Origin of the sequence: Amycolatopsis sp. GM8 (assembly GCF_021653975.1) — a bacterium.
In the GTDB taxonomy this organism is placed as follows: Bacteria; Actinomycetota; Actinomycetes; order Mycobacteriales; family Pseudonocardiaceae; genus Amycolatopsis_E.
Genome location: NZ_JAJKFK010000001.1, coordinates 482,579 through 502,458, shown reverse-complemented (window position 1 = coordinate 502,458; position 19,880 = coordinate 482,579). Strand labels below are relative to the sequence as shown.

At 69.9% G+C, this 19,880-nt stretch carries 19 protein-coding genes; 11 read left to right on the top strand and 8 right to left on the bottom strand.

The features are described from left to right. Window positions 1-243 precede the first annotated feature (243 nt). Complete coding sequence (locus LOZ83_RS02405; RefSeq protein WP_236788331.1) at window positions 244-900, bottom strand: TrkA family potassium uptake protein; 657 nt, start codon at window positions 898-900, stop codon at window positions 244-246. After that, window positions 900-1,565, bottom strand: coding sequence for a TrkA family potassium uptake protein (locus tag LOZ83_RS02400; RefSeq protein WP_236788329.1), 666 nt, complete (start codon window positions 1,563-1,565; stop codon window positions 900-902). Before LOZ83_RS02400 ends, LOZ83_RS02405 begins: the two co-directional genes overlap by 1 nt. 93 nt (window positions 1,566-1,658) lie before the next feature. Between LOZ83_RS02400 and LOZ83_RS02395 the strand changes: the two genes are divergently transcribed. From LOZ83_RS02395 to LOZ83_RS02385, 3 genes are read left to right on the top strand one after another with little or no spacing between them, the layout of a single operon-like run. Continuing rightward, on the top strand, window positions 1,659-3,662 hold the full coding sequence (locus LOZ83_RS02395; protein WP_236788328.1) for an APC family permease: 2,004 nt from the start codon (window positions 1,659-1,661) through the stop codon (window positions 3,660-3,662). Further along, window positions 3,659-4,849, top strand: a complete 1,191-nt coding sequence (locus LOZ83_RS02390) for a class I SAM-dependent RNA methyltransferase (RefSeq protein WP_236788327.1) — start codon at window positions 3,659-3,661, stop codon at window positions 4,847-4,849. Before LOZ83_RS02395 ends, LOZ83_RS02390 begins: the two co-directional genes overlap by 4 nt. Continuing rightward, window positions 4,846-5,994 carry a DUF2786 domain-containing protein gene (locus LOZ83_RS02385; RefSeq protein WP_236788326.1) on the top strand — a complete coding sequence of 383 codons (1,149 nt, stop codon included), beginning with the start codon at window positions 4,846-4,848 and terminating at the stop codon, window positions 5,992-5,994. Before LOZ83_RS02390 ends, LOZ83_RS02385 begins: the two co-directional genes overlap by 4 nt. On the opposite strand, the gene LOZ83_RS02380 is transcribed toward LOZ83_RS02385, so the two are convergent. After that, window positions 5,984-7,453, bottom strand: coding sequence for an aldehyde dehydrogenase family protein (locus LOZ83_RS02380; RefSeq protein WP_236788325.1), 1,470 nt, complete (start codon window positions 7,451-7,453; stop codon window positions 5,984-5,986). The genes LOZ83_RS02385 and LOZ83_RS02380 overlap by 11 nt on opposite strands. 145 nt (window positions 7,454-7,598) lie before the next feature. Here LOZ83_RS02380 and dxs point away from each other — a divergent pair, with 145 nt between their 5' ends. From dxs to LOZ83_RS02360, 4 genes are read left to right on the top strand one after another with little or no spacing between them, the layout of a single operon-like run. Next, complete coding sequence (gene dxs, locus LOZ83_RS02375) at window positions 7,599-9,497, top strand: 1-deoxy-D-xylulose-5-phosphate synthase (RefSeq protein WP_236788324.1); 1,899 nt, start codon at window positions 7,599-7,601, stop codon at window positions 9,495-9,497. Window positions 9,498-9,531: 34 nt separating this feature from the next. Next, window positions 9,532-9,687 carry a hypothetical protein gene (locus LOZ83_RS02370; RefSeq protein ID WP_236788323.1) on the top strand — a complete coding sequence of 52 codons (156 nt, stop codon included), beginning with the start codon at window positions 9,532-9,534 and terminating at the stop codon, window positions 9,685-9,687. Then, window positions 9,680-10,303, top strand: coding sequence for a class I SAM-dependent methyltransferase (locus LOZ83_RS02365; protein ID WP_236788320.1), 624 nt, complete (start codon window positions 9,680-9,682; stop codon window positions 10,301-10,303). Before LOZ83_RS02370 ends, LOZ83_RS02365 begins: the two co-directional genes overlap by 8 nt. A gap of 29 nt (window positions 10,304-10,332) precedes the next feature. Beyond that, entirely contained in the window at window positions 10,333-11,832 is a 1,500-nt protein-coding gene (locus LOZ83_RS02360) for a penicillin-binding transpeptidase domain-containing protein (protein WP_236788319.1), read from the top strand. 85 nt (window positions 11,833-11,917) lie between these two features. Here LOZ83_RS02360 and LOZ83_RS02355 read toward each other — a convergent pair whose 3' ends face one another. From LOZ83_RS02355 to LOZ83_RS02335, 5 genes are all read right to left on the bottom strand, one after another. After that, a complete protein-coding gene (locus LOZ83_RS02355; RefSeq protein ID WP_236788317.1) occupies window positions 11,918-13,279 on the bottom strand; it encodes an NAD(P)/FAD-dependent oxidoreductase in 1,362 nt (453 codons plus the stop codon). Then, window positions 13,272-13,499: a ferredoxin gene (locus LOZ83_RS02350; protein WP_236788315.1), complete on the bottom strand. Its 228-nt coding sequence runs from the start codon at window positions 13,497-13,499 to the stop codon at window positions 13,272-13,274. The genes LOZ83_RS02355 and LOZ83_RS02350 overlap by 8 nt, the downstream gene beginning before the upstream one ends. Then, window positions 13,496-14,068, bottom strand: a complete 573-nt coding sequence (locus LOZ83_RS02345; RefSeq protein WP_255823192.1) for a ferric reductase-like transmembrane domain-containing protein — start codon at window positions 14,066-14,068, stop codon at window positions 13,496-13,498. The genes LOZ83_RS02350 and LOZ83_RS02345 overlap by 4 nt, the downstream gene beginning before the upstream one ends. A 54-nt stretch (window positions 14,069-14,122) precedes the next feature. After that, a complete protein-coding gene (locus LOZ83_RS02340; RefSeq protein ID WP_236788311.1) occupies window positions 14,123-14,797 on the bottom strand; it encodes a DUF4142 domain-containing protein in 675 nt (224 codons plus the stop codon). Window positions 14,798-14,888: 91 nt separating this feature from the next. After that, window positions 14,889-15,404: a hypothetical protein gene (locus LOZ83_RS02335; protein WP_236788309.1), complete on the bottom strand. Its 516-nt coding sequence runs from the start codon at window positions 15,402-15,404 to the stop codon at window positions 14,889-14,891. Window positions 15,405-15,678: 274 nt separating this feature from the next. On the opposite strand from LOZ83_RS02335, the gene LOZ83_RS02330 reads away from it, so the two are divergent. From LOZ83_RS02330 to LOZ83_RS02315, 4 genes are all read left to right on the top strand, one after another. Then, window positions 15,679-16,227: a sigma-70 family RNA polymerase sigma factor gene (locus LOZ83_RS02330; RefSeq protein WP_236788307.1), complete on the top strand. Its 549-nt coding sequence runs from the start codon at window positions 15,679-15,681 to the stop codon at window positions 16,225-16,227. Between the two features lie 6 nt (window positions 16,228-16,233). Then, window positions 16,234-16,947: an anti-sigma factor gene (locus LOZ83_RS02325; protein ID WP_236788305.1), complete on the top strand. Its 714-nt coding sequence runs from the start codon at window positions 16,234-16,236 to the stop codon at window positions 16,945-16,947. 186 nt (window positions 16,948-17,133) lie between these two features. Further along, on the top strand, window positions 17,134-18,783 hold the full coding sequence (locus LOZ83_RS02320) for a DUF1996 domain-containing protein (protein ID WP_236788303.1): 1,650 nt from the start codon (window positions 17,134-17,136) through the stop codon (window positions 18,781-18,783). 124 nt (window positions 18,784-18,907) lie between these two features. Continuing rightward, window positions 18,908-19,861: an SCO0930 family lipoprotein gene (locus tag LOZ83_RS02315; RefSeq protein ID WP_236788301.1), complete on the top strand. Its 954-nt coding sequence runs from the start codon at window positions 18,908-18,910 to the stop codon at window positions 19,859-19,861. The last annotated feature ends 19 nt before the right edge of the window (window positions 19,862-19,880 follow it).

Sequence of the window (19,880 nt, the reverse complement as noted above, 5' to 3'; positions counted from 1 at the left end):
TTCGGCACCATCGCGGCATGCCGGCACGAACCCGGGTGCTCCTGCTCGCTTCGCTGGGCCTGACCGTGGTCTGCGCGATGCTCTTCGCCGGAGCCCTCCGCGCGCTGAGCCGCCAGCGGACTCGCGGCTAGTAGCCGTGGGGCCGTGCGGACGTCGCTGACAGGGCGGCCCCGTCAGCGGTGTTTCGCGTCGAAGTCGGCGTCTCGAGCGTCGGACTCGGCGTCGTGGGCGTCGGACTCGCGGCTAGTAGCCCAACGCCGCACGGACGTCGGGTTCGACTTCGGCGTTTGCCACGAACAGGAGTTCGTCGCCGGGCTCCAGGGGGTCCTCGGGCTGCGGCACGATCACGCGCTCGCCGCGCAGGATCGTCACCAGGGCGGCGTCGCGGGGCAGTGCGATCTCGCTGACCGGGCGGCCCGCCAGCGGCGTCTCCGCCGGCAGCGTCAGCTCCACCAGGTTGGCCTGCCCCTGCCGGAACGTCATCAGCCGCACCAGGTCGCCGACGCTGACCGCCTCCTCGACCATCGCGGCGAGCATCCGCGGCGTCGACACCGCGACGTCCACCCCCCACGAGTCCGTGAACAGCCATTCGTTCGCCGGGTCGTTCACCCGCGCCACGACGCGGCGGACCGCAAACTCCGTCTTGGCCAGCAGCGAAACGACGACGTTGACCTTGTCGTCCCCGGTCGCGGCGATCACCACGTCGCACCGCTCGACCCCGGACTCCTCCAGTGTCGAGACCTCGCAAGCGTCGCCGAGCACCCAGTCCGCCTGCTCGACCGTCTCCGGCTCGAACTGCGCCGGCTGCCGCTCGATCAGCATGACCTGGTGGCCGCCGTCGATGAGCTCATGGGCGATCGAGCGCCCCACCGCGCCCGCACCGGCGATCGCGACCCTCATCAGCTCTCCTCCTCAGGGGCCTTCGCGGCGACGCTCGTGACGTCGCTGACCGTCCCGGAACGCGCGGCCACGTAGACCAGATCATCCGCCTGCAGCACCGTTTTCTCGTCCGGCAGCACCGGGGTGCCGAACCGCATCACGAACGCCACCCGCGCGCCGGTGGCTTCCTGTAGCTCGCGCACGCTGCGCCCGACCCAGTCGTCGTGCAGGGGCAGCTGCAGCACCGCCACGTTGCCCGTGGGATCCCGCCACGCCGACGCCACGCCGTCCGGCAGCAGGGTGCGCAGGAAACGGTCGGTCGTCCACGGCACGGTCGCCACCGTCGGGATGCCCAGCCGCTCGTACACCGCGGCCCGCTTCGGGTCGTAGATCCGGGCCACCACGTGCTCGACGCCGAAGGTCTCGCGCGCGACCCGCGCGGAGATGATGTTGGAGTTGTCGCCGCTGGAGACGGCGGCGAACGCGCCGGCCCGCTCGATCCCGGCCTCGATCAGCACCTCGCGGTCGAACCCGATGCCCACGATCTGCCTGCCGTGGAAATCCGGGCCGAGCCGCCGGAACGCGTCCTGCGCCTTGTCGATCACCGCGACCTCGTGCCCAAGGCGCTCCAGCGCCGCGGCCAGGGACGCGCCCACCCGGCCGCAGCCCATGATCACCACGTGCACCCGCTTGCCTCCTGTGCGTAGCCCGAACGGCGGTTCCCCGCGTTACGCCAGCGCAGAACCTACCTTGCCCGGACGCCCTACTAGTCTCTCACCGTGCCGAACTTCGCGACCGTGGCAAAAAGGCTGGTCCTCGGCCGTCCGTTCCGCAGTGACCGGCTGTCCCACACCCTGCTGCCCAAGCGCATCGCGCTGCCCATCTTCGCCTCCGACGCGCTCTCCAGCGTGGCCTACGCGCCCGAGGAGATCTTCCTGACGCTGAGCGTCGCGGGCCTGTCCGCGTACTCGCTGGCGCCGTGGATCGGGGTCGCGGTCGCGCTGGTCATGCTGGTCGTGGTGGCCTCGTACCGGCAGAACGTGTACGCCTATCCCAGCGGCGGCGGCGACTACGAGGTCGCGACCACCAACCTCGGCCGCCGGTTCGGGCTGACCGTGGCGAGCGCGCTGCTGGTGGACTACGTGCTCACCGTGGCGGTCTCGACCTCGTCGGGCGTGGCGAACATCGGGTCGGCCATCCCGTTCATCGCCGAGCACAAGGTCATCTTCGCGGTGCTGATCGTGGCCGTGCTGACCGCGCTGAACCTGCGCGGCGTGCGGGAGTCGGGGAAGGCCTTCGCGATCCCGACCTACGGGTTCATCATCGGCATTTTCGCGATGGTCCTGTGGGGCCTGATCGAGGCGCTGCGCGGCACGCCGCTGCATGCCGAGAGCTCCGGGTTCAAGCTGAACGAGGAGAGTTCGCTCACCGGGTTCGCGTTCGTGTTCCTGATCCTGCGGTCGTTCTCCTCCGGCGCCGCGGCGCTGACCGGGGTCGAGGCGATCAGCAACGGCGTCCCCGCCTTCCGCAAGCCGAAGTCGAAGAACGCGGCCACCACGCTGCTCATGATGGGCCTGCTGGCGGTGACGATGCTGGTCGGGATCATCTCGCTGGCGATCATCACCGGCGTCAAGTTCGCCGACGACCCGGCGCGCCAGCTCGCCGGTGCCCCGCCCGGTTACCAGCAGAAGACCATCGTCACGCAGATCGCGGAGGCGGTGTTCCAGGGCTTCCCGCCGGGTTTCTACTATGTCTCGTTCGCCACCGGGATCATCCTGCTGCTGGCGGCGAACACGGCGTTCAACGGCTTCCCGGTGCTGGGCTCGATCCTGGCGCAGGACCGGTTCCTGCCCCGGCAGCTGCACACCCGCGGCGACCGGCTCGCGTTCTCCAACGGCATCCTGTTCCTGGCGGCGTTCGCGCTGGTGCTGATCATCGCGTTCGACGCCGAGGTGACCCGGCTGATCCAGCTGTACATCGTGGGCGTGTTCGTGTCGTTCACGGTCAGCCAGGCCGGCATGATCCGGCACTGGAACCGGTTGCTGGCGAGGGAGACCGACTCGTCGGTGCGGCGCCGGATGCGGCGCTCGCAGACGGTCAACGCGATCGGCCTGGTCTGCACCGGCACCGTGCTGGTGATCGTGCTGATCACCAAGTTCCTGCTCGGCGCGTGGATCGCGATCGCCGCGATGGTGGTGATCTTCGTGCTGATGACCGGGATCCGGCGGCACTACGACCGGGTCGCCACCGAGCTGTCCGAAGTGGACGGTAACGAGCCCAGCGTGCTGCCCTCGCGCAACCACGCGATGGTGCTGGTGTCGAGGCTGCACCTGCCGACGCTGCGGGCGCTGGCGTACGCGAAGGCGTTCCGGCCGGACGTGCTCGAAGCCGTCACGGTCAACGTCGACGACCAGGAGACCCGCGCGCTGACCGCGGAATGGGAGAAGCGCGGGTTCAAGGTGCCGCTGAAGGTGCTGGAGTCGCCGTACCGCGAGATCACCAAGCCGGTGGTGGACTACGTGAAGCGGGTGCGCGGGGACAATCCGCGCAATGTGGTCACCGTGTTCATCCCGGAGTACGTGGTCGGGCGCTGGTGGGAGCAGTTGCTGCACAACCAGAGCGCGTTGCGGCTCAAGGGCCGGCTGCTGTTCCAGCCCGGGGTCGTCGTGGCGAGCGTGCCGTGGCAGCTCGCTTCTTCGCAGGCCGCGGCGCGCCGGCTGACCCGGGCGCGGCCGGCCGCCGGTGACGTCCGGCGTGGTCTGTACCAATCGGAGCGCAAGTGAACTGGCTCGGCCGGACGCTCGAAGCCGAGGTCGGCCCGGTCGCGCACGGCGGGCACTGTGTGTCGCGTGTGGACGGCCGGGTGGTGTTCGTCCGGCACGCTCTGCCCGGCGAGGTGGTGCTCGCCGAGGTCACCGAGGACAAGGGCGGCTCGTTCTGCCGGGCCGACGCGGTACGCGTGCTGAAACCCGCGCCTGAACGCGTCGAGCCGCCGTGTCCGCTCGCCGCTCCGGGCGCCTGCGGGGGCTGCGACTGGCAGCACGCGACGCCCGAGTTCCAGCGTGAGCTGAAGGCCCGGGTGGTCACCGAACAGCTGTCCCGGCTCGCGGGTATCGACCTGCCGGTCACGGTGGAGGCGCTGCCGGGCGGCCCGCTGGGCTGGCGGACCCGGGTGCGCCTGGTCGCCGGAAACGGGGGCCGGGCGGGATTGCGGGCGCATCGAAGCCACGACGTCGTGCCGGTCGAGGAGTGCCTGATCGCGGTGCCGGGCGCGCTCGACTCAGTGCTTTCGCGGCGCTGGCGGCCGGGCACCGAGCTGGAGGTGACCGCCGACGGCGACGGGCGGACGCATGTGCGCGAGCTGAGCGTGGTGCGGGGCAAGCGCCGGGCGAAGCAGCTCACCGGCGGGATCGCCGTGCAGCACGCCGCCGGCCGCGACTGGAAGCTCGACGCGCACGGGTTCTGGCAGGGGCATCCCGCCGCGGCGGACACGTTCGCGCAGGTCGTGCGGGACTGGGCCGACGCGCCACGGGACGCGGTGGCCTGGGACCTTTACTCGGGCGTCGGCCTGTTCGCGTCGGTGCTGGCCGAGCAGGTCGGCCCGGACGGCAACGTGGTGGCCGTCGAGTCGGGGCGGCGTGCGGTGTCCGATGGTGAGGCCGTGCTGGCGGATCTGCCGCAGGTGCATTGGCGGAGCGGCCGGGTCGAGCATGTGCTGCGGGATCTGAAAGAACGGCCTGAGGTGGTCGTGCTGGACCCGCCGCGTTCCGGTGCCGGGCGCGAGGTCGTCGAGTCCATTGTGGAGCATCGCCCGGCGCGGATCGTGTATGTGGCCTGCGATCCGGCCGCGCTGGCCCGGGATCTGGCCACGTTCGCCGGATCCGGCTACCGGCTCGAGCGGCTGCGCGCGTTCGACGCGTTCCCGATGACGCACCACATCGAGTGCGTGGCGCTTGTCGTGCCCCGGTGAAGGACCTCGACGAGATCAGCGCGCTGTTGCTGTGTGCGGCCACCTGGACGAACCGGCGGGATTCGGTGGTGCGTGAGCTGACCGGGCCGGGATTCGCCGACCGGCTCGTGGACACTGCGGCGGATCTGGTGCTGGTGGAGGCCGCCGGGCGGTTGCTGCGCAAGGGATGGCAGCCCTACGACGTGCACCGGATCACGGTGCGCCGGGCTGGTGCCGGGCCGGCGGCGCTCGCCGGGGACGCCGTCGCGGCCGAGCTGGACAGCAGACCCGCGGCGACGGTGCATCCGTTGTGGCACAAGCAGTTGGAGCAGATCGGCGCGGCGGTGTGGTGGCGGCGGGACGAGCCGCGGTTGAGCCAGTACGCGCGGCGCGAGGGCCTCGACCGGTTCGAGGCGTTGTCGCAGGTGGCGCGGGCGCTGGACGTGTTCACGCGACTGCCTGCCCTGCCGGAGCTGCCAATGTCCGAGCCGTCGCCGACGGGCGTGGACGAGAAGATGCTCGCGCGGGTGCGGGCGTTGCTGGCGAAGGCGGAGTCGACGCAGTTCCCGGAGGAAGCCGAAGCGCTGTCGGCGAAGGCGCAGGAGCTGATGAGCCGGTATTCGTTCGAGCAGGCGCTGGTCGCGTCGCCACGGTCGGCCGGCGCGGCGCGGCGGTTCTGGCTGGACCAGCCGTACCTGGCGGCGAAATCGGCGCTGGTCTCGGCCGTGGCGTCGGCCAACCGGTGCCGGGCGGTTTCGTACCAGAAGCTGGGTTTCCTGGCCGTCGTCGGACATGACGTGGATCTGGACCTCGTCGAACTGCTGGCCACGTCACTGCTGGTCCAGGCCACCGAGGCGATGCTCGCCGCGGGCCGCCACGGCACCGGGACGCGCTCGTTCCGGCACGCGTTCCTGCTGGCCTACGCCGGGCGCATACGGGAACGCCTGGCGGAAGCGGATTCGGCGGCGTCGGCGCGGGTCGCGGACGAGCGGCTGCTGCCGGTACTGGCCCGCCGCAGTCAGGAGGTGGACACGCTGTTCAGCGAGCTGTTCCCGACCGTGGGCCGCCGCACCCATTCCGTCAGCAACGGCGCGGGCTGGATGGCCGGCCGGGCCGCGGCGGACGCGGCGAAGCTCACTGTGGAGCGCGGCCGCCTCAGCCGCTGAACCAGCGCGACGGGGCCGGCCGCAGGTTCTGGTAGATGTGCTTGGCCTCCTGGTACTCCGCGAGTCCGGTCGGGCCGAGTTCGCGGCCGAAGCCGGACTGCTTGAAGCCGCCCCATTCGGCCTGCGGCAGGTACGGGTGGTAGTCGTTGATCCACACCGTGCCGTGCCGCAGCCGGTTCGCGACCCGCTGCGCGCGGGAGGCGTCCGAGGTGAACACGGCGCCGGCGAGCCCGTAGTGCGTGTCGTTCGCGATGCGGACCGCGTCGTCCTCGTCGGTGAACGTCTCCACCGTTAGCACCGGCCCGAACGACTCCTCGATGACCGCGAAGCCGCCCTGCCGGACACCGTCGAGCACGGTCGGGAGGTAGAAATGGCCGCCGGCAAGGGACTCGCTGTCCGGGCGCCGGCCGCCGGTGCGCAGGATCGCGCCCTCGGCGATCGCCGTCTGGACGTACTTGTCGACCTTCGCCAGGTGCGCGGCCGAAATCAGCGGGCCCGTCTCGGCGTCCGGATCGAACGGCCCGCCGAGCCGGATCCGCTCCGCGCGGCGGACGACCTCGCCGACGAGCCGGTCGTGCAACTCCTCCTGGACCACCAGCCGCGCCCCGGCCGAGCACACCTGCCCGGAGTGCAGGAACACCGCGGTGAGCGTGTAGTCGACGGCGAGGTCGAAATCGGCGTCGGCGAAGATCACGTTGGGGTTCTTTCCACCCAGTTCGAGTGCGACCTTCTTGACCGTCACCGCGGCGTTCGCGGCGATGACCCGGCCGGTGGCCGGCCCGCCGGTGAACGACACCAGGTCCACGTCCGGATGCTCGGACAGCGGCGCGCCGGCCTGTGGCCCCGCGCCGAGCACGAGATTCGCCACCCCCGCGGGCAATCCGGCCTCGGTCAGCGTGCGCATCAGCAGGATCGCGGTGTGCGGGGTCAGCTCGCTGGGCTTGAGCACGAACGTGTTCCCGGCCGCGAGCGCGGGCGCGACCTTCCAGGCCGTCTGCAGCAGCGGGTAGTTCCACGGCGTGATCAGCCCGCACACCCCGACCGGCTCGTACACGACGCGGCTGAACACGTCCGGGCTCCCGGCGTCCACCACGCGGCCGGCGTCCTGACCGGCGAGCTTGCCGAAATACCGGAAGCAGGCCGCGATGTCGGCCACGTCGTATTCGCTTTCCACCAGCCGTTTTCCGGTGTCCAGCGATTCCGCGCGGGCGTAGGCGTCGCGGTCGCGTTCGAGGAGTTCCGCCACCCGCAACAGGAAATCGCCGCGCTGGCCGGCCGGTGTGGACGGCCACGGACCGGTGTCGAACGCCCGGCGCGCGGCGGCGATGGCGGCTTCGGTGTCCTCGCGGGTGCCTTCGCCGACGGTGCCGACCAGGGTGCCGTCGGCGGGACAGTGGATCTGCCTGCTGCCACCCAGTTTCGCCGGGACCCACTCGCCGTCGATGAAGAAGTCCGTCATCACCCCTGCCCTTCGCGCTCGCGATGTTACGTAATCCGGCCCACGTTCTCACCGTCCGTGTGGGCCTGGGAAGGGTAGGGTGACGAGTTAGCGTTCCTTCGTACACTGGGCGGACGGTCGCAGGATCGAACACGTGAGGTGGAAAGTGACGTTGCTGGAGTCTGTGCACGGACCGGCCGACCTCAAGCGCATGGGGCAGGGCCAGTTGGAGCAGCTGGCGGGGGAGATCCGGGACTTCCTGATCGACCGCGTGCGCCGGTCCGGCGGGCATCTCGGGCCGAACCTGGGGGTCGTCGAGCTGACGATCGCGCTGCACCGCGTGTTCGACTCGCCGCGGGACGCGATCGTGTGGGACGTCGGGCACCAGAGCTACGTGCACAAGATCGTCACCGGCCGGCACGAGGGTTTCGACCAGCTCCGCCAGCAAGGCGGTGTCGGCGGGTACCCGATCCGGGCCGAGAGTGAGCACGATCTCGTCGAGAACAGCCACGCGTCCACCGCATTGTCCTATGTGGACGGTCTGTCGAAGGCGTTCGAGCTGGCCGGCGGTGGCCGGCACACGGTCGCCGTCGTCGGCGACGGCGCGCTCACCGGCGGGATGTGCTGGGAGGCGCTCAACAACATCGCCGCCGAGCCGGGCCGGCCGGTGGTGATCGTGGTCAACGACAACGGGCGCTCGTACTCGCCGACGATCGGCGGCTTCGCCGAACACCTCGCGTCGCTGCGGCTGCAGCCCGGCTACGAGCGGATGCTCGACGGCGGGCGCGAGCTGTTGCTGCACACGCCGGTCGTGGGCCGCACGATCTACGCGGCGCTGCACGCGGCGAAGGCCGGCATCAAGGACGCGCTGAGCCCGCAGATGATGTTCTCCGACCTCGGCCTGAAGTACTTCGGCCCGGTGGACGGGCACGACCTGGTCGCGCTGGAGAAGGCGTTCGCGGCGGCGAAGGCGTTCGGCGGGCCGGTCGTCGTGCACGCGGTCACCGAGAAGGGGCACGGGTACCCGCCGGCGGTCAACGACGGCCACGACCAGATGCACCAGACCGACCCGATCGACCCGGAAACGGGGTTGCCCAAGCCGAAGGGCCGCAGCTGGACGTCGGTGTTCGCGGACGAGCTGGTGAAGATCGGCGGGGAGCGCGAGGACGTCGTCGCGATCACCGCGGCGATGCTGCGCTCGACAGGTCTGGACAAGTTCGCCGAGCGCTTCCCGGACCGCTGGTACGACGTGGGAATCGCCGAGCAGCACGCGGTCACGTCGGCGGCGGGCCTGGCGATGGGCGGGCTGCACCCGGTGGTGGCGGTCTACTCCACGTTCCTCAACCGCGCGTTCGACCAGCTGCTGATGGATGTCGCGCTGCACCGGCAGCCGGTCACGCTGGTGCTCGACCGGGCCGGGATCACCGGGCCGGACGGGCCGAGTCACCACGGCATGTGGGACCTGTCGCTGCTCGGCATGGTGCCGGGCATGCGGGTCGCCGCGCCGCGGGACGCCGACACGCTACGGGAGGAGCTGCGCGAGGCGGTCGCGGTGTCCGACGGGCCGACCGCGCTGCGGTTCTCCAAGGGCAGCGTCGTCGCGTCGGTGCCGGCCGTGGAGCGGCGCGGGGTGGTCGACGTGCTGCGCAAGCCCGCCGAGGGGGCGGATGTGCTGCTGGTCGCGGTCGGCGCGTTCGCGAAGCTGGGGCTCGCGGCGGCGGAGCGGCTGGCCGACCAGGGGATCGGCGTGACGGTGGTCGACCCGCGGTGGGTCGTGCCGGTGCCGCGGGAGCTGGTCGGGCTGGCGAAGGCGCACCGGCTCGTGGTGACGGTCGAGGACAGCGGCCGGCACGGTGGGTTCGGCTCGGCGCTCGCGGCCCTGCTGCGGGACGCCGAATGCGATGTGCCGCTGCGGGATCTGGCCGTGCCGCAGGAATTCCACGAGCAGGGCTCGCGCGAGGAGGTCCTGGCCCGGGTCGGGCTGACCGCGCAGGACGTGGCGCGCCGGGTCACGGAGTGGGCCGCGAACCTCGTCCTGGACCCCCAACCGGAACCCGCCGAATGACGAACTCGCGCCCCCGAGCGTAGAACTCGCCGTCGTGAACGTCGGACTCGCCGTCGTGAGTGTCGGACTCGCGGGGTGCGGGCTTCGCGTCGGCGAGTCCGACGCGGGAGACGGCGAGTCGTGCGTTGAGGACGGCGAGTTCGACATTCAGGACAGCGAGTTCGACGGTGGAGTGCGGGGAGATGGGTGAGCCTTCGTATCTCGCAGCCGTGCGGGAGTCGTATGACACCGTGGCCGGCGAGTATGCGCGGCGGTATCCGGCCTCGGAGCTGGCTCCATTGGGGCGCGCGATCCTGGGCGCGTTCGCGGAAGTCGTCCGAGGGCCGGTCGCGGATCTGGGGTGCGGGCCCGGCGGGCTGACCGCGCTGCTGGCGGAACTGGGTGTGGCTGTGTCCGGAGTGGACATTTCGCCCGAGATGATCGGCGAGGCCCGCCGCGCGCATCCGCACCTGCGGTTCAGCGTCGGCTCGATGACGGCGCTCGACATCTCCGACGGCGCGCTCGGCGGGATCCTGGCGCACTACTCGACCCATCACACGCCGCCGGAGTGGTTGCCCGCCGTGTTCGCCGAGTTCGAGCGCACCCTCGCGCCCGGCGGGCACGCGATGCTCGCCACGTACATCGGTGCCGACGAGCACCTGCGGCCGACCCACAGCTACGGCGGGCACCGGGTCTCGTACGAGTCGTATCTCCTGCCCGGGGACCGGATCGCGGCGTTGCTGGCACAAGCCGGGCTCACCGTCACCGTGCGGCTCGACGTCGCGGCCAAGTGGTCGCGGACGACGTTCCTGATGCGCAAACCCTGACCACACGCGGCACTGAGCACAATGGGCGGGTGAACAGGGCGATCCGCAGGGTCGGGATCCTGATGCTGAGTCTCATGGTTCTGTTGCTGGCCAACAATTCCTATGTGCAAGTGATCAAGGCCGACAGCTATGCGAACAATCCGGACAACCTTCGCCGGCTCTACGACCAGTACAACGTCGAGCGCGGTCTGATCACCGCCGCCGACGGCACGGTGCTGGCCTCCTCGACGGCGACCGACGACAAGCTGAAGTACCTGCGCACCTACCCGGACGGCCCGCTCTACGCGCCGGTCACCGGCTACTACTCGGTGACCTCCGGCGCGCACGGCATGGAGTACGCCGAGAACCAGATCCTCAACGGCAACGACAGCCGCCTGCAACTGAGGCAGCTCACAGACCTCTCCTCGAACACCCGGACCGGCGGGAACGTCCAACTGACCATCAACCCCAAGGTGCAGGCCGCCGGGTACGACACCATGGTGCGCAACGGTTTCACCGGTGCGGCGGTCGCCATCCAGCCGTCGACGGGGCAGATCCTCGGGATGGTGAGCGTGCCTTCTTACGACCCGAATGGACTGTCCACACACGACACCGCGGCCGCGCGATCCGCTTACAACAGCGACGATCCGCAGTCGGCGACGAGTCCACTCATCAACCAGACCGTTTCGCAGGCCTACGCGCCCGGCTCCACGTTCAAGCTCGTGGTGTCGGCCGCCGCCCTGTCGGGCGGTACCGGCGACGAGAACACGCCCGATCTGCCCGCCGCGCCGCGGGTCACGTTGCCCGGCACCTCAACCACTCTGGAGAACTTCGACGGCGAGACCTGTCCGCAGTCGGTGGGCGGCCAGGTCTCGATGAAGACGGCGCTCGCGTTTTCCTGCAATACCGCGTTCGCGACGCTGGCGGGACGCGTCGGGGCCGCCGGTGTCGCCGCGCAGGCGGCCAAGTTCGGCTTCGGCGACAGCAACCTGTCCGTGCCGCTCGGCGTGGTCCCGTCGTGTGTCGGGCCCGCCAAGAGTTGCCTGACCATCCCGAACGGCACAGCTGGTCTGTACCAGAGCGGGATCGGGCAGCTCGACGTGCAGGAGACGCCGCTGCAGGACGCGATGATCGCGGCCACGATCGCCAACGGTGGCAAGGAAATGCGGCCGCAGCTCGTGAAAGCCTTGCAGGCGCCGGATTCCTCGACGATCCAGGACTTCACGCCGGAGACGTTGCACGACAACGTGATCTCGCCGCAGGTCGCCGCGACGATGACCGAGATGATGGAGGCGTCGGAAAGCCACTCCGGCACGGCCGGCAAGAACCCGGCGATCCAGATCGCGTCCAAGACCGGCACCGCCGAGCACGGCCCTGATCCGAAACACGTGCAGCCCTACGGCTGGTACGTGGCGTTCGCGCCGGGGGCCAACCCGCAGATCGCCGTCGCCGTCGTCGTCACCTCGGGCGGAAACCTGGACCTCGCCACGGTCGGCGCGAAGGTCGCGGGCCCGGTCGGCCGCGCGATGATCAACGCCGCGCTCGGCTGAGGTGACGGTGTTTGCCTCCCACGCGGCCAACTCACCCGCGTGGGAGGCAAACTCATCGACGTGGCGGGCAAACACGCCCGAACCGTCAGACTCCCTGCCCGACCCGGAGCCATTCCTCGTCGGAGAACATCATGTCCTCGGACAGCTCCGGCAGCGCCTCGGTGGGCACGTACGGCTGCTGCTCCGCCGCCTGGGCGCTCAGCATCGGCAACGCCTCGGTTTCGAGCGATGGCTCGGCCGTAGGCGACAGCTCGGCGGCAGGCTCGGCCACCGGCGTGTACTCCGGCACGGGGAGCCGGCGTTCCAGCTCCGCGGTCCAGTGCAGCATCGCCCGTGGCTTGTCCCAGCTCGCCGCGCCGATCAGCCGGCCACCGCGGACGAACCCGGTCACGCCGTCGGCCAGCGCCACCGTGTCCTCGCCGAGCGCGGGCATCCCGGCCATCTGCAGCCGGTGCTCGTAGATGCTCGACCAGGCCCGCGGCAGCGGGGTGAACGGCTTCGCGAGCCGCCGTCCCGCCATCAGGTTCTCCGCCGCCGCGCGTGCCGACTCGACCGCGTTGAGCCAGTGCTCGACCCGCCGCGGCGTCTCGTCGAAGCGCAGGTTCGGCCAGCGCGCCGCGTCACCGGCGACGACCACGTCCTCGGCGCCCTCGGCGAACAGCGTCGGCTCGCACAGCACGCCGTCGGAGATGTCCAGCCCGGAGCCGCGCAGCCAGTCGACCGCGGGCACGCTGCCGATCGCCAGCACCACACAGCTCGCCACGATCAGCTGGTTGTTCGTCAGGTGCAGGCCGAACGCGTCCTTCGTGCTGATCCAGTGCCGCACCTCGGAGTTCATCGCCAGGCTCGCACGATGCTTCTCGTGCGTCTCGGTGACGGCCTCCGCCACGCGCGGGCCGAACCGGTACAGCGGCGCCTTGGCGTGCCCGACGAGCGTGACGTCGCGGCCCAGCGTGCGCATGCTCGCCGCGAACTCGCAGCCGATGAGCCCGCTGCCGATCACCACGGCCGGTTTGTTGCTCGCGGTGAGCGCGCGGCGCAGTGACACCGCGTCCTCGACCGTGCGCAGCACCCGCACCCGGGGGTCGTGCCGTGGCGCGCCCGGAAGGTGCCGGGGTACCACCCCGGTCGCGATGATCAGCCCGTCGTACCAGAGTTCCTCCTTGCCGGGCAGGTGCACGACGCGCTGGCTGGTGTCCAGATGGGTGGCACGGGCGCCGAAGCGCCAGTGCGCGTCCACGTCGACATACGGTTTGAGCTCCACATCCATCGGCCGCAGCTGGCCGGTCACCAGCTGTTTCGACACCATCGGCCGGTGGTACGGCCGCCTGCGCTCGTCGCCGACGATCACGATCTCGCCGTCGAAACCGAGCTCGCGCAGCCGTTCGGCCGAACGCAGGCCCGCGACACCGGCGCCGACGATGACGATCCGGTCTCCATCACTCATCGGTCATCCCTCTCAAGACAATGGCCTGCATCGGGCAGCACCGGGCCGCCGCGGCGGCCTGTGGGAAATCGGCCTCCTCCAGTTGCCTGCGGTAGCGCAGCCGGCCGTCCCGGTCGAGCTGGAACAGCTGCGGCGCTTCCCACACGCAGATGCCGTAGACCTCGCAACGGTCGTTGTCCACGGCGATGCGCGGACCTCGGAAACGGTCGAGTGTCTTCATATGAGCTCCTCCACGAGGCCGATCCGTTCGAGTGCCCGCGACGGCAGGAACCGCAGCACCGACAGCGTGACGACCGGCACCAGCAACGTGATCCCGCCCAGCCACAGCACGGCGAGGTGACCGTTGGCGATCGCACCGAAGAACGAGTGCACCGCCAGCAGCGGGATCGCCAGGTACGCCAGGCGGTGCAGCCACAGCCAGCGCCGGTAGGCGATGAACCGGTGCATGCCGGCGGTGATCGCGATCGCGATCATCAGCTCGAGGCCGATGATGCCGAACGCGTGCCGCGCCAGCCCGCTGGGCAGGAACGGCACCGTCAGCCGGGCGATCGAAAACGCGCCCACGGACAGGAAATAGAACGACGCGGCGTGCACGACACCGAACGCGAGGGTCAGCGTCGCCATCACCATGTGCCCGCCCCGCAAGGCTTTACGGCCGGTGAGGTTGCGGACCCAGCCCGTCGCGGTGAGCACGCCCCAGCACAACGTGAGGCACATGAAAACGTAGGAGATTCGGGCGGACATCTGCGCCACGCTGCGCAACCCGGTGTCGCTCGATTGCTGGGCCATGGGCAGCAGCGCCAGGGACCAGCTGTCGGAGACGGTCACGACCGCCTCCCGGAGCTAACGGACCGGCTCTTTCGGCGCCGGTTCGGGGTTGCCGTCAAAGGCATAGTTCTCTTCTCCTGATCGATGTCGTCTTCTTCTCGACGAAGAGCGGATGAGCCACAGCACGAGCAACGTGGCCGCGAACACGAGCATGACCACCAGCAGACTGGTGAGGATGGTCATGGACCCGAGGTTCAGCGCGCCTGCCGCCGACGTGGATGCCGTGGTGCTCACGGTCGGCTGCGGCAGCGCGTTGTAGTCCACCAGCCCGGTGCTCTCCAGCAGCGTGATGTGGCGCATGACCACCTGGTTCGCGGTCGCCGCGAACGCCCGCATGTCGTCGTTGCGGGTGCCGGCGCGGACCTGTGCGATGACGGCGAAGATGACGCCGTGCGCCGCCCGCAGCCGGTTGACGAAGACGCGCTCGAAATCCGACGACGTCGTCGCGTTGCGCTCTTCGGCCAGCCAGCTCTGCTGGTCGGCGGTGGGCTGGTCGGGCAGCACGACGCCGTATTTCGCGGCGAGCGCCCGTACCTGCACGTCGAGCCGGCCGTGGTCGACCATCAGTGTCTGGCCGACTTCTCGTACCTGCGGGGTTTGTGCGCGCGTGCGGGCCATGTCGCCCGACGGCATTTCCCAGAGTCCGGCCTGGCGAACGCGATTGAGCAGATCCCGGTCGGAATCGGTCAATGTCGCTGTTTGTGCCGAGGCCATTGCCGGTACCGCCATTTGGCTCAGCATCAGCAGGACCACCAGGACGAGCGCGCGCACTAGCCCGCGATCAGAGCCCGAAGACATCGGCCTGTCCCGGATTCGAGACCGCGGTCACCTTCGTGCCTTGCGGGGCAATGGGAAACCACACACCGCCGACACCCTGCCCGGCGGTCTCGCCGGGCATCGAGTCCTTGGCGTACCGGTACAGCGGCCACCCGTGCAGGGTGGCCTGGTCTGTGCCGTCGTCCCTGGTCAGGGTGCCGACCGCGGACCTGTCGAGCCCGGTGAGATGCTCGGTCGCGTTGGCGGGAACCGGTTTCCACTGCTGGGCGCAGGCGCCGTTGCACGACGACTTCGGCGGGTTGGTGCTGTCCTTGTCGTACCGGTAGACGGTGAATCCGCCACCGTCGACGACGATCTGGCCGAGGTCGAACGCGCGGACTTCGCTCAGTGCCGGTGTGTCATCCGCCGCACCGGCCATGCCCTGCATACCCTGCATGGCGTTCTGACCTGCGGTGGTGGAGGAGTACGAGCTCGGCACGTCGCAGCCGGCGGCGGCGAGCAGTGCGACACCCACTGTCACCAGGGGAATCATCGATCTGGCTTTGTGCTGCATGCAACAAACTTCCTTCCCTGTCGGGGGCCAGGGCGTGTGCTCGCACGCAAAACGCCTGCTTGCGAGCACGGTGAATCCACTGTGGACATTTCTGTCCATAGTGGAGTGAAAGCGCTGTCGGGGGTCAGCGCCTTTGGGGCCTTCGCCGGGGGATACGCGGCGCACCCTGGAGCGGTTCAAATAATGTGAACAGATTTTTTGGTACTGGACTACTCCCGAGTTCACCGTAAAGATGTCCGCCGTGGGACGCCACAGCCGATCATTGCGAACCGTTGTCGAGCCAGAGGCCGGCAGCGGCCCCGAGGAACTGGCCGCCGCTCTGTACCAGGAGTTCGGACGGCCGTTACTCGCCTTTGTGCTGACCCTGACAGCGGGTGACCGGCAGTGGGCCGAGGATGTCGTACAGGAGACGCTGATCCGCGCGTGGCGCAACGCCGACAAGCTCGACCGCGAACCGGAGATGTTGCGCGCCTGGCTCTACACGGTGGCGCGGCGCATCGTCATCGACGGCTGGCGCAGCCGCCAGGCCCGGCCGCAGGAGGTCGAGGAAGCCGAACCGGATTCGGTCGGCGTGCCCGACGAGTCGGACCGCACCCTCGCCGCGATGGTGGTCTACGAGGCGCTCGGCAACCTCTCCCCGGAACAACGCGAAGCCGTTTTGCAGACCTACATCCGTGATCGAACCGTGAACGAGGTCGCCCTGTCCCTCGGCATTCCCCCAGGTACCGTCAAATCCCGCATCTACCACGCGGTACGCGCGCTACGGCGGGCCTTACGAGATCGGGGGTGACGCGAGGTGGGAGGGGTCGCGCACACCGATATCGCCGCGTACGTCCTCGGCGTCCTCGACGCGGACGACAACGCCGTCTTCGAGGCCCACCTGGCCGACTGCCCGCACTGCCAGTTCGATCTGCTCGAGTTCTACGACCTGCCCGAGATCCTCGCCGAGGTCGGCAAGTACTGGCCGGATCCGCCGATCGTCGAGCCCCGCCCGCTCGGCGGGATGTTCGACGAGCTGGCCCGGCTGCGCCGCCGCCGCAAGTTCGTCATCCGCATCGCGAGCGCCGCCGCCCTGCTGCTCATCGTCGCCGGCCCGCTCATCACACTCGCGCTGCTGCCGTCCGGTTCGACTCCGGTGGCCGGCGCACCCGCTCCGGTGGTCGCGAGCGCGCCCGCCGCCGCGGCCGGCGACCCGGCCACCGCGAGCATGTTCGCGGGCAACGAGGCCGGCAAGTCGCTGCAGGCGCGGGTCATCGTGCAGCCCACCGCGTGGGGCTCCAACGTCGACCTCGAGCTCAGCGGGGTCACCGGGCCGCGGTCCTGCCAGCTGATCGCGGTGCCGTGGGCCGGCCCGGAGCAGATCGTCACCAACTGGTCGGTGCCCGGCCCGGGCGGCACGGTGCTCGACCCGCTGCGCGTCTCCGGCGGCACGGCACTGTCCCCGGCCGAGATCGCGCGCTTCGAGATCCGGACCACGAGCGGCGAACTGCTCGAAACCATCCCTCGCTGACCAGTGATTACAACGGCCAGGTCACGGCCAGATCGCATTTTGAACTACTGAGCAACCTCAGCCGTATACCTCAATGACGGGCCTCGGGGGCCTTCTCCGTCACCAATCAATCCCTTGCTGTTGCCTTGGTGGCTGCCCCCACACGGGGCGCCCCTGGGCGCAAACCCGTAACGAGGTGAGTACTGCATGGCCCGCAGAGATGGCCGGCATCGCGTCAGCCGCCGGACCAAGATCGCCACCGGAGTCCTGGGACTCGTGCTGGCGGCCGGCGGTGTCGCGGTCGCGACGACCACCGGCGACCCCGGCCGCGCCAGCGCCGACGCCGTCGACAAGGCATTCTTCGTCGACATCACCAAAGTGGCGCCCAACGTGAAGGACCCGGCGGCGAACCGGGGTGCCTCGACCGGCACGTTCACGGTCAACTGTGGCAAGAACGAGAATGGCCACTTCAACCCGGACAACTTCATCGCCCAGCCCGGTGTCCGCAACGGCGCCCAGCACCTGCACGACTACGTCGGCAACCTGACCACCAACGCGGACTCGAACAACCAGAGCCTGCTGGCCGGTGGCACCACCTGCAAGAACGGCGACAAGTCCGCCTACTTCTGGCCCGTCGTGCGCATCGACACCGGCGATGAGGAAGCGAGCAACGCGCCGCAGCAGCCGGCCGAAGCCGACGTCAACGCCCAGCGGGACGCTGCCGTGGACGCCGCGGCCGCGCCGCAGGCCGACTGCCCGGACATCGCGAGCCAGCTCGGGCAGGTGCCCGACCAGGCGATCGGCACGGTCGACACCGAACTGCGCACCATCGACCAGGACACCGAGGCGGCCAACCAGCAGATGGCGCAGGGCGCGGACCCGGCCGCGGTGATGAACCCGTTGAAGGGCAAGCGAAAGGCGAGCATCGACAAGATCGCCCAGGCCGCCGGCGGGCAACTGGACCAGACCAAGGACCTCGCGACCTGCGGGGTAAAGGACCAGACCAGTAACGGTATCGACAACGGCGACCAGAACAGCGTCGGTGCCGACACCAAGGCGGCCGTGCAGTCGAAGCATCGTGGCCGTGGTGGCAAGGGTGGCAACAGGCCGCCCGCGACGACGAGCGCGCAGACGACGACCAGCGCGCCCGCGTCCTCCAGCGCCGCCCCGACCGACACCAGCGCACCGGAGTCTTCGACCGACACCAGCGCGCCGGAGTCGACGGACACGAGCGCCCCGGACTCGACGGGCTCGAGCTCATCGAGCGCGGCCGCGTCTTCGAGCGAACTGCCCGGCGTGGACGACCAGAACCAGGTGGCGGGCAACGACGGCGAAATCCAGCGCCCCGCCACGGTTTCGCTCACCTTCCGCGGCAGCCCGACGAGCCGGGTCCGCGCGATGCCGCAGTTCCTGCGCGTGCTCACCGGTGACGCGAAGGAAGGCGCCAACGGGCCGACGAACGCCCGCGCGGCGTGGACATGCACCGGGTTCGAGGACCGGCTGATCGACAAGTACCCGATCTGCCCCGAGGGCAGCAAGGTCGAGCGGATCCACGACTTCCCGAGTTGCTGGGACGGCAAGAACATCGACAGTGCGAACCACCGGACGCACATCGTGTTCCCCGACGCGAACGGGAAGTGCAAGCAGGGCTTCGTCGCCGTGCCGCAGTTGCGGGTCACCCTGACCTACAACATCCCGCACGCCGTCCAGGTCGCCGGACAGTACAAAGTGGACTCCTTCCCCGAGGAACACCACAACCCGTTGTCCGATCACGACGACTTCGCGAACGTGATGTCGCAGTGCATCATGTTCCGCCTGGTCAACTGCGTGAACTCGGGCCGCACCTGTAAGGAGTGAGCCGGTGCCGGCGCGGCCCGTGAAAAGCCCGGAAAAGGGCTGAACCGGGCCGCGCCGGCCCTCGTGTGCTGGGTGCCGGTCACCGCGGCAGCCGCGGGACCCCCAAGCCAGCGAAGGAGAACCCATGTCCGCGCGCCACCTCGTCACGGCAGCCGCCGTGCTCAGCCTGGGCCTGCTCGGGGCCTGCAGCAGCACGCTCAGCGCCGGGACCACCGCCGACACCCCGGCCCCGGTCGCCGTCCAGCGCCAGGCCGCGGCCCAGCAGGCCGAGCCGGTGAAGCTGATGGCCATGGACGTCCAGGGCCTCGGCCAGGTACTCACGGGCAGCAACGGGATGACGCTCTACCGGTTCGACAAGGACACCGCGAAACCGCCGAAGTCCAATTGCGACGGTGACTGCGCGAAGGCGTGGCCACCGCTGCTCGCCGGCGGCTCCATCGACGTGCAGGGCGTGGACTCGAAGCTCGTCGGCACGGTCACCCGCAGCGACGGCACCGAGCAGGTCACCGTCAACGGCTGGGCCGTCTACTACTACGCGAAGGACACGGCGCCCGGACAGGCCAAGGGCCAGGGCGTCGGCGGTACCTGGAGCGCCATCACGCCGACCGGTGGCAAGGCCACCGTGGCCGCGCCGGAACCGCAGACCGCGATCAACACGACCAACATCCCCGGCCTGGACGTCGTCCTGACCGACCAGAACGGGATGACGCTCTACCTGTTCACCAAGGACACCAAGAAACCCTCGAAGTCCACCTGCGACGGTGACTGCGCGGCCAAGTGGCCGCCACTGCTCGCGCAGGGTGACGTGCAGATCAACGGGATCGACCCGAAGCTCGTCGGGAAGGTCAAGCGCGCCGACGGCACCGAGCAGGTCACCGTCGGCGGCTGGCCGATGTACCGCTTCGCCAAGGACACCGCGCCGGGGCAGGCCAACGGCCACGCCGTCGGCGGCACCTGGTTCGAGGTCGAGGTGAACGGCTGCAAGGTCGCCGACGGCAAGAAACCCCTGAACACCACCACCGCGCCTTCGAGTGCCGCGCCGAGCACGGCCGCGAACTCGGGTGGCTACGGCTACTGACAGGCACTGAGAGATCAAG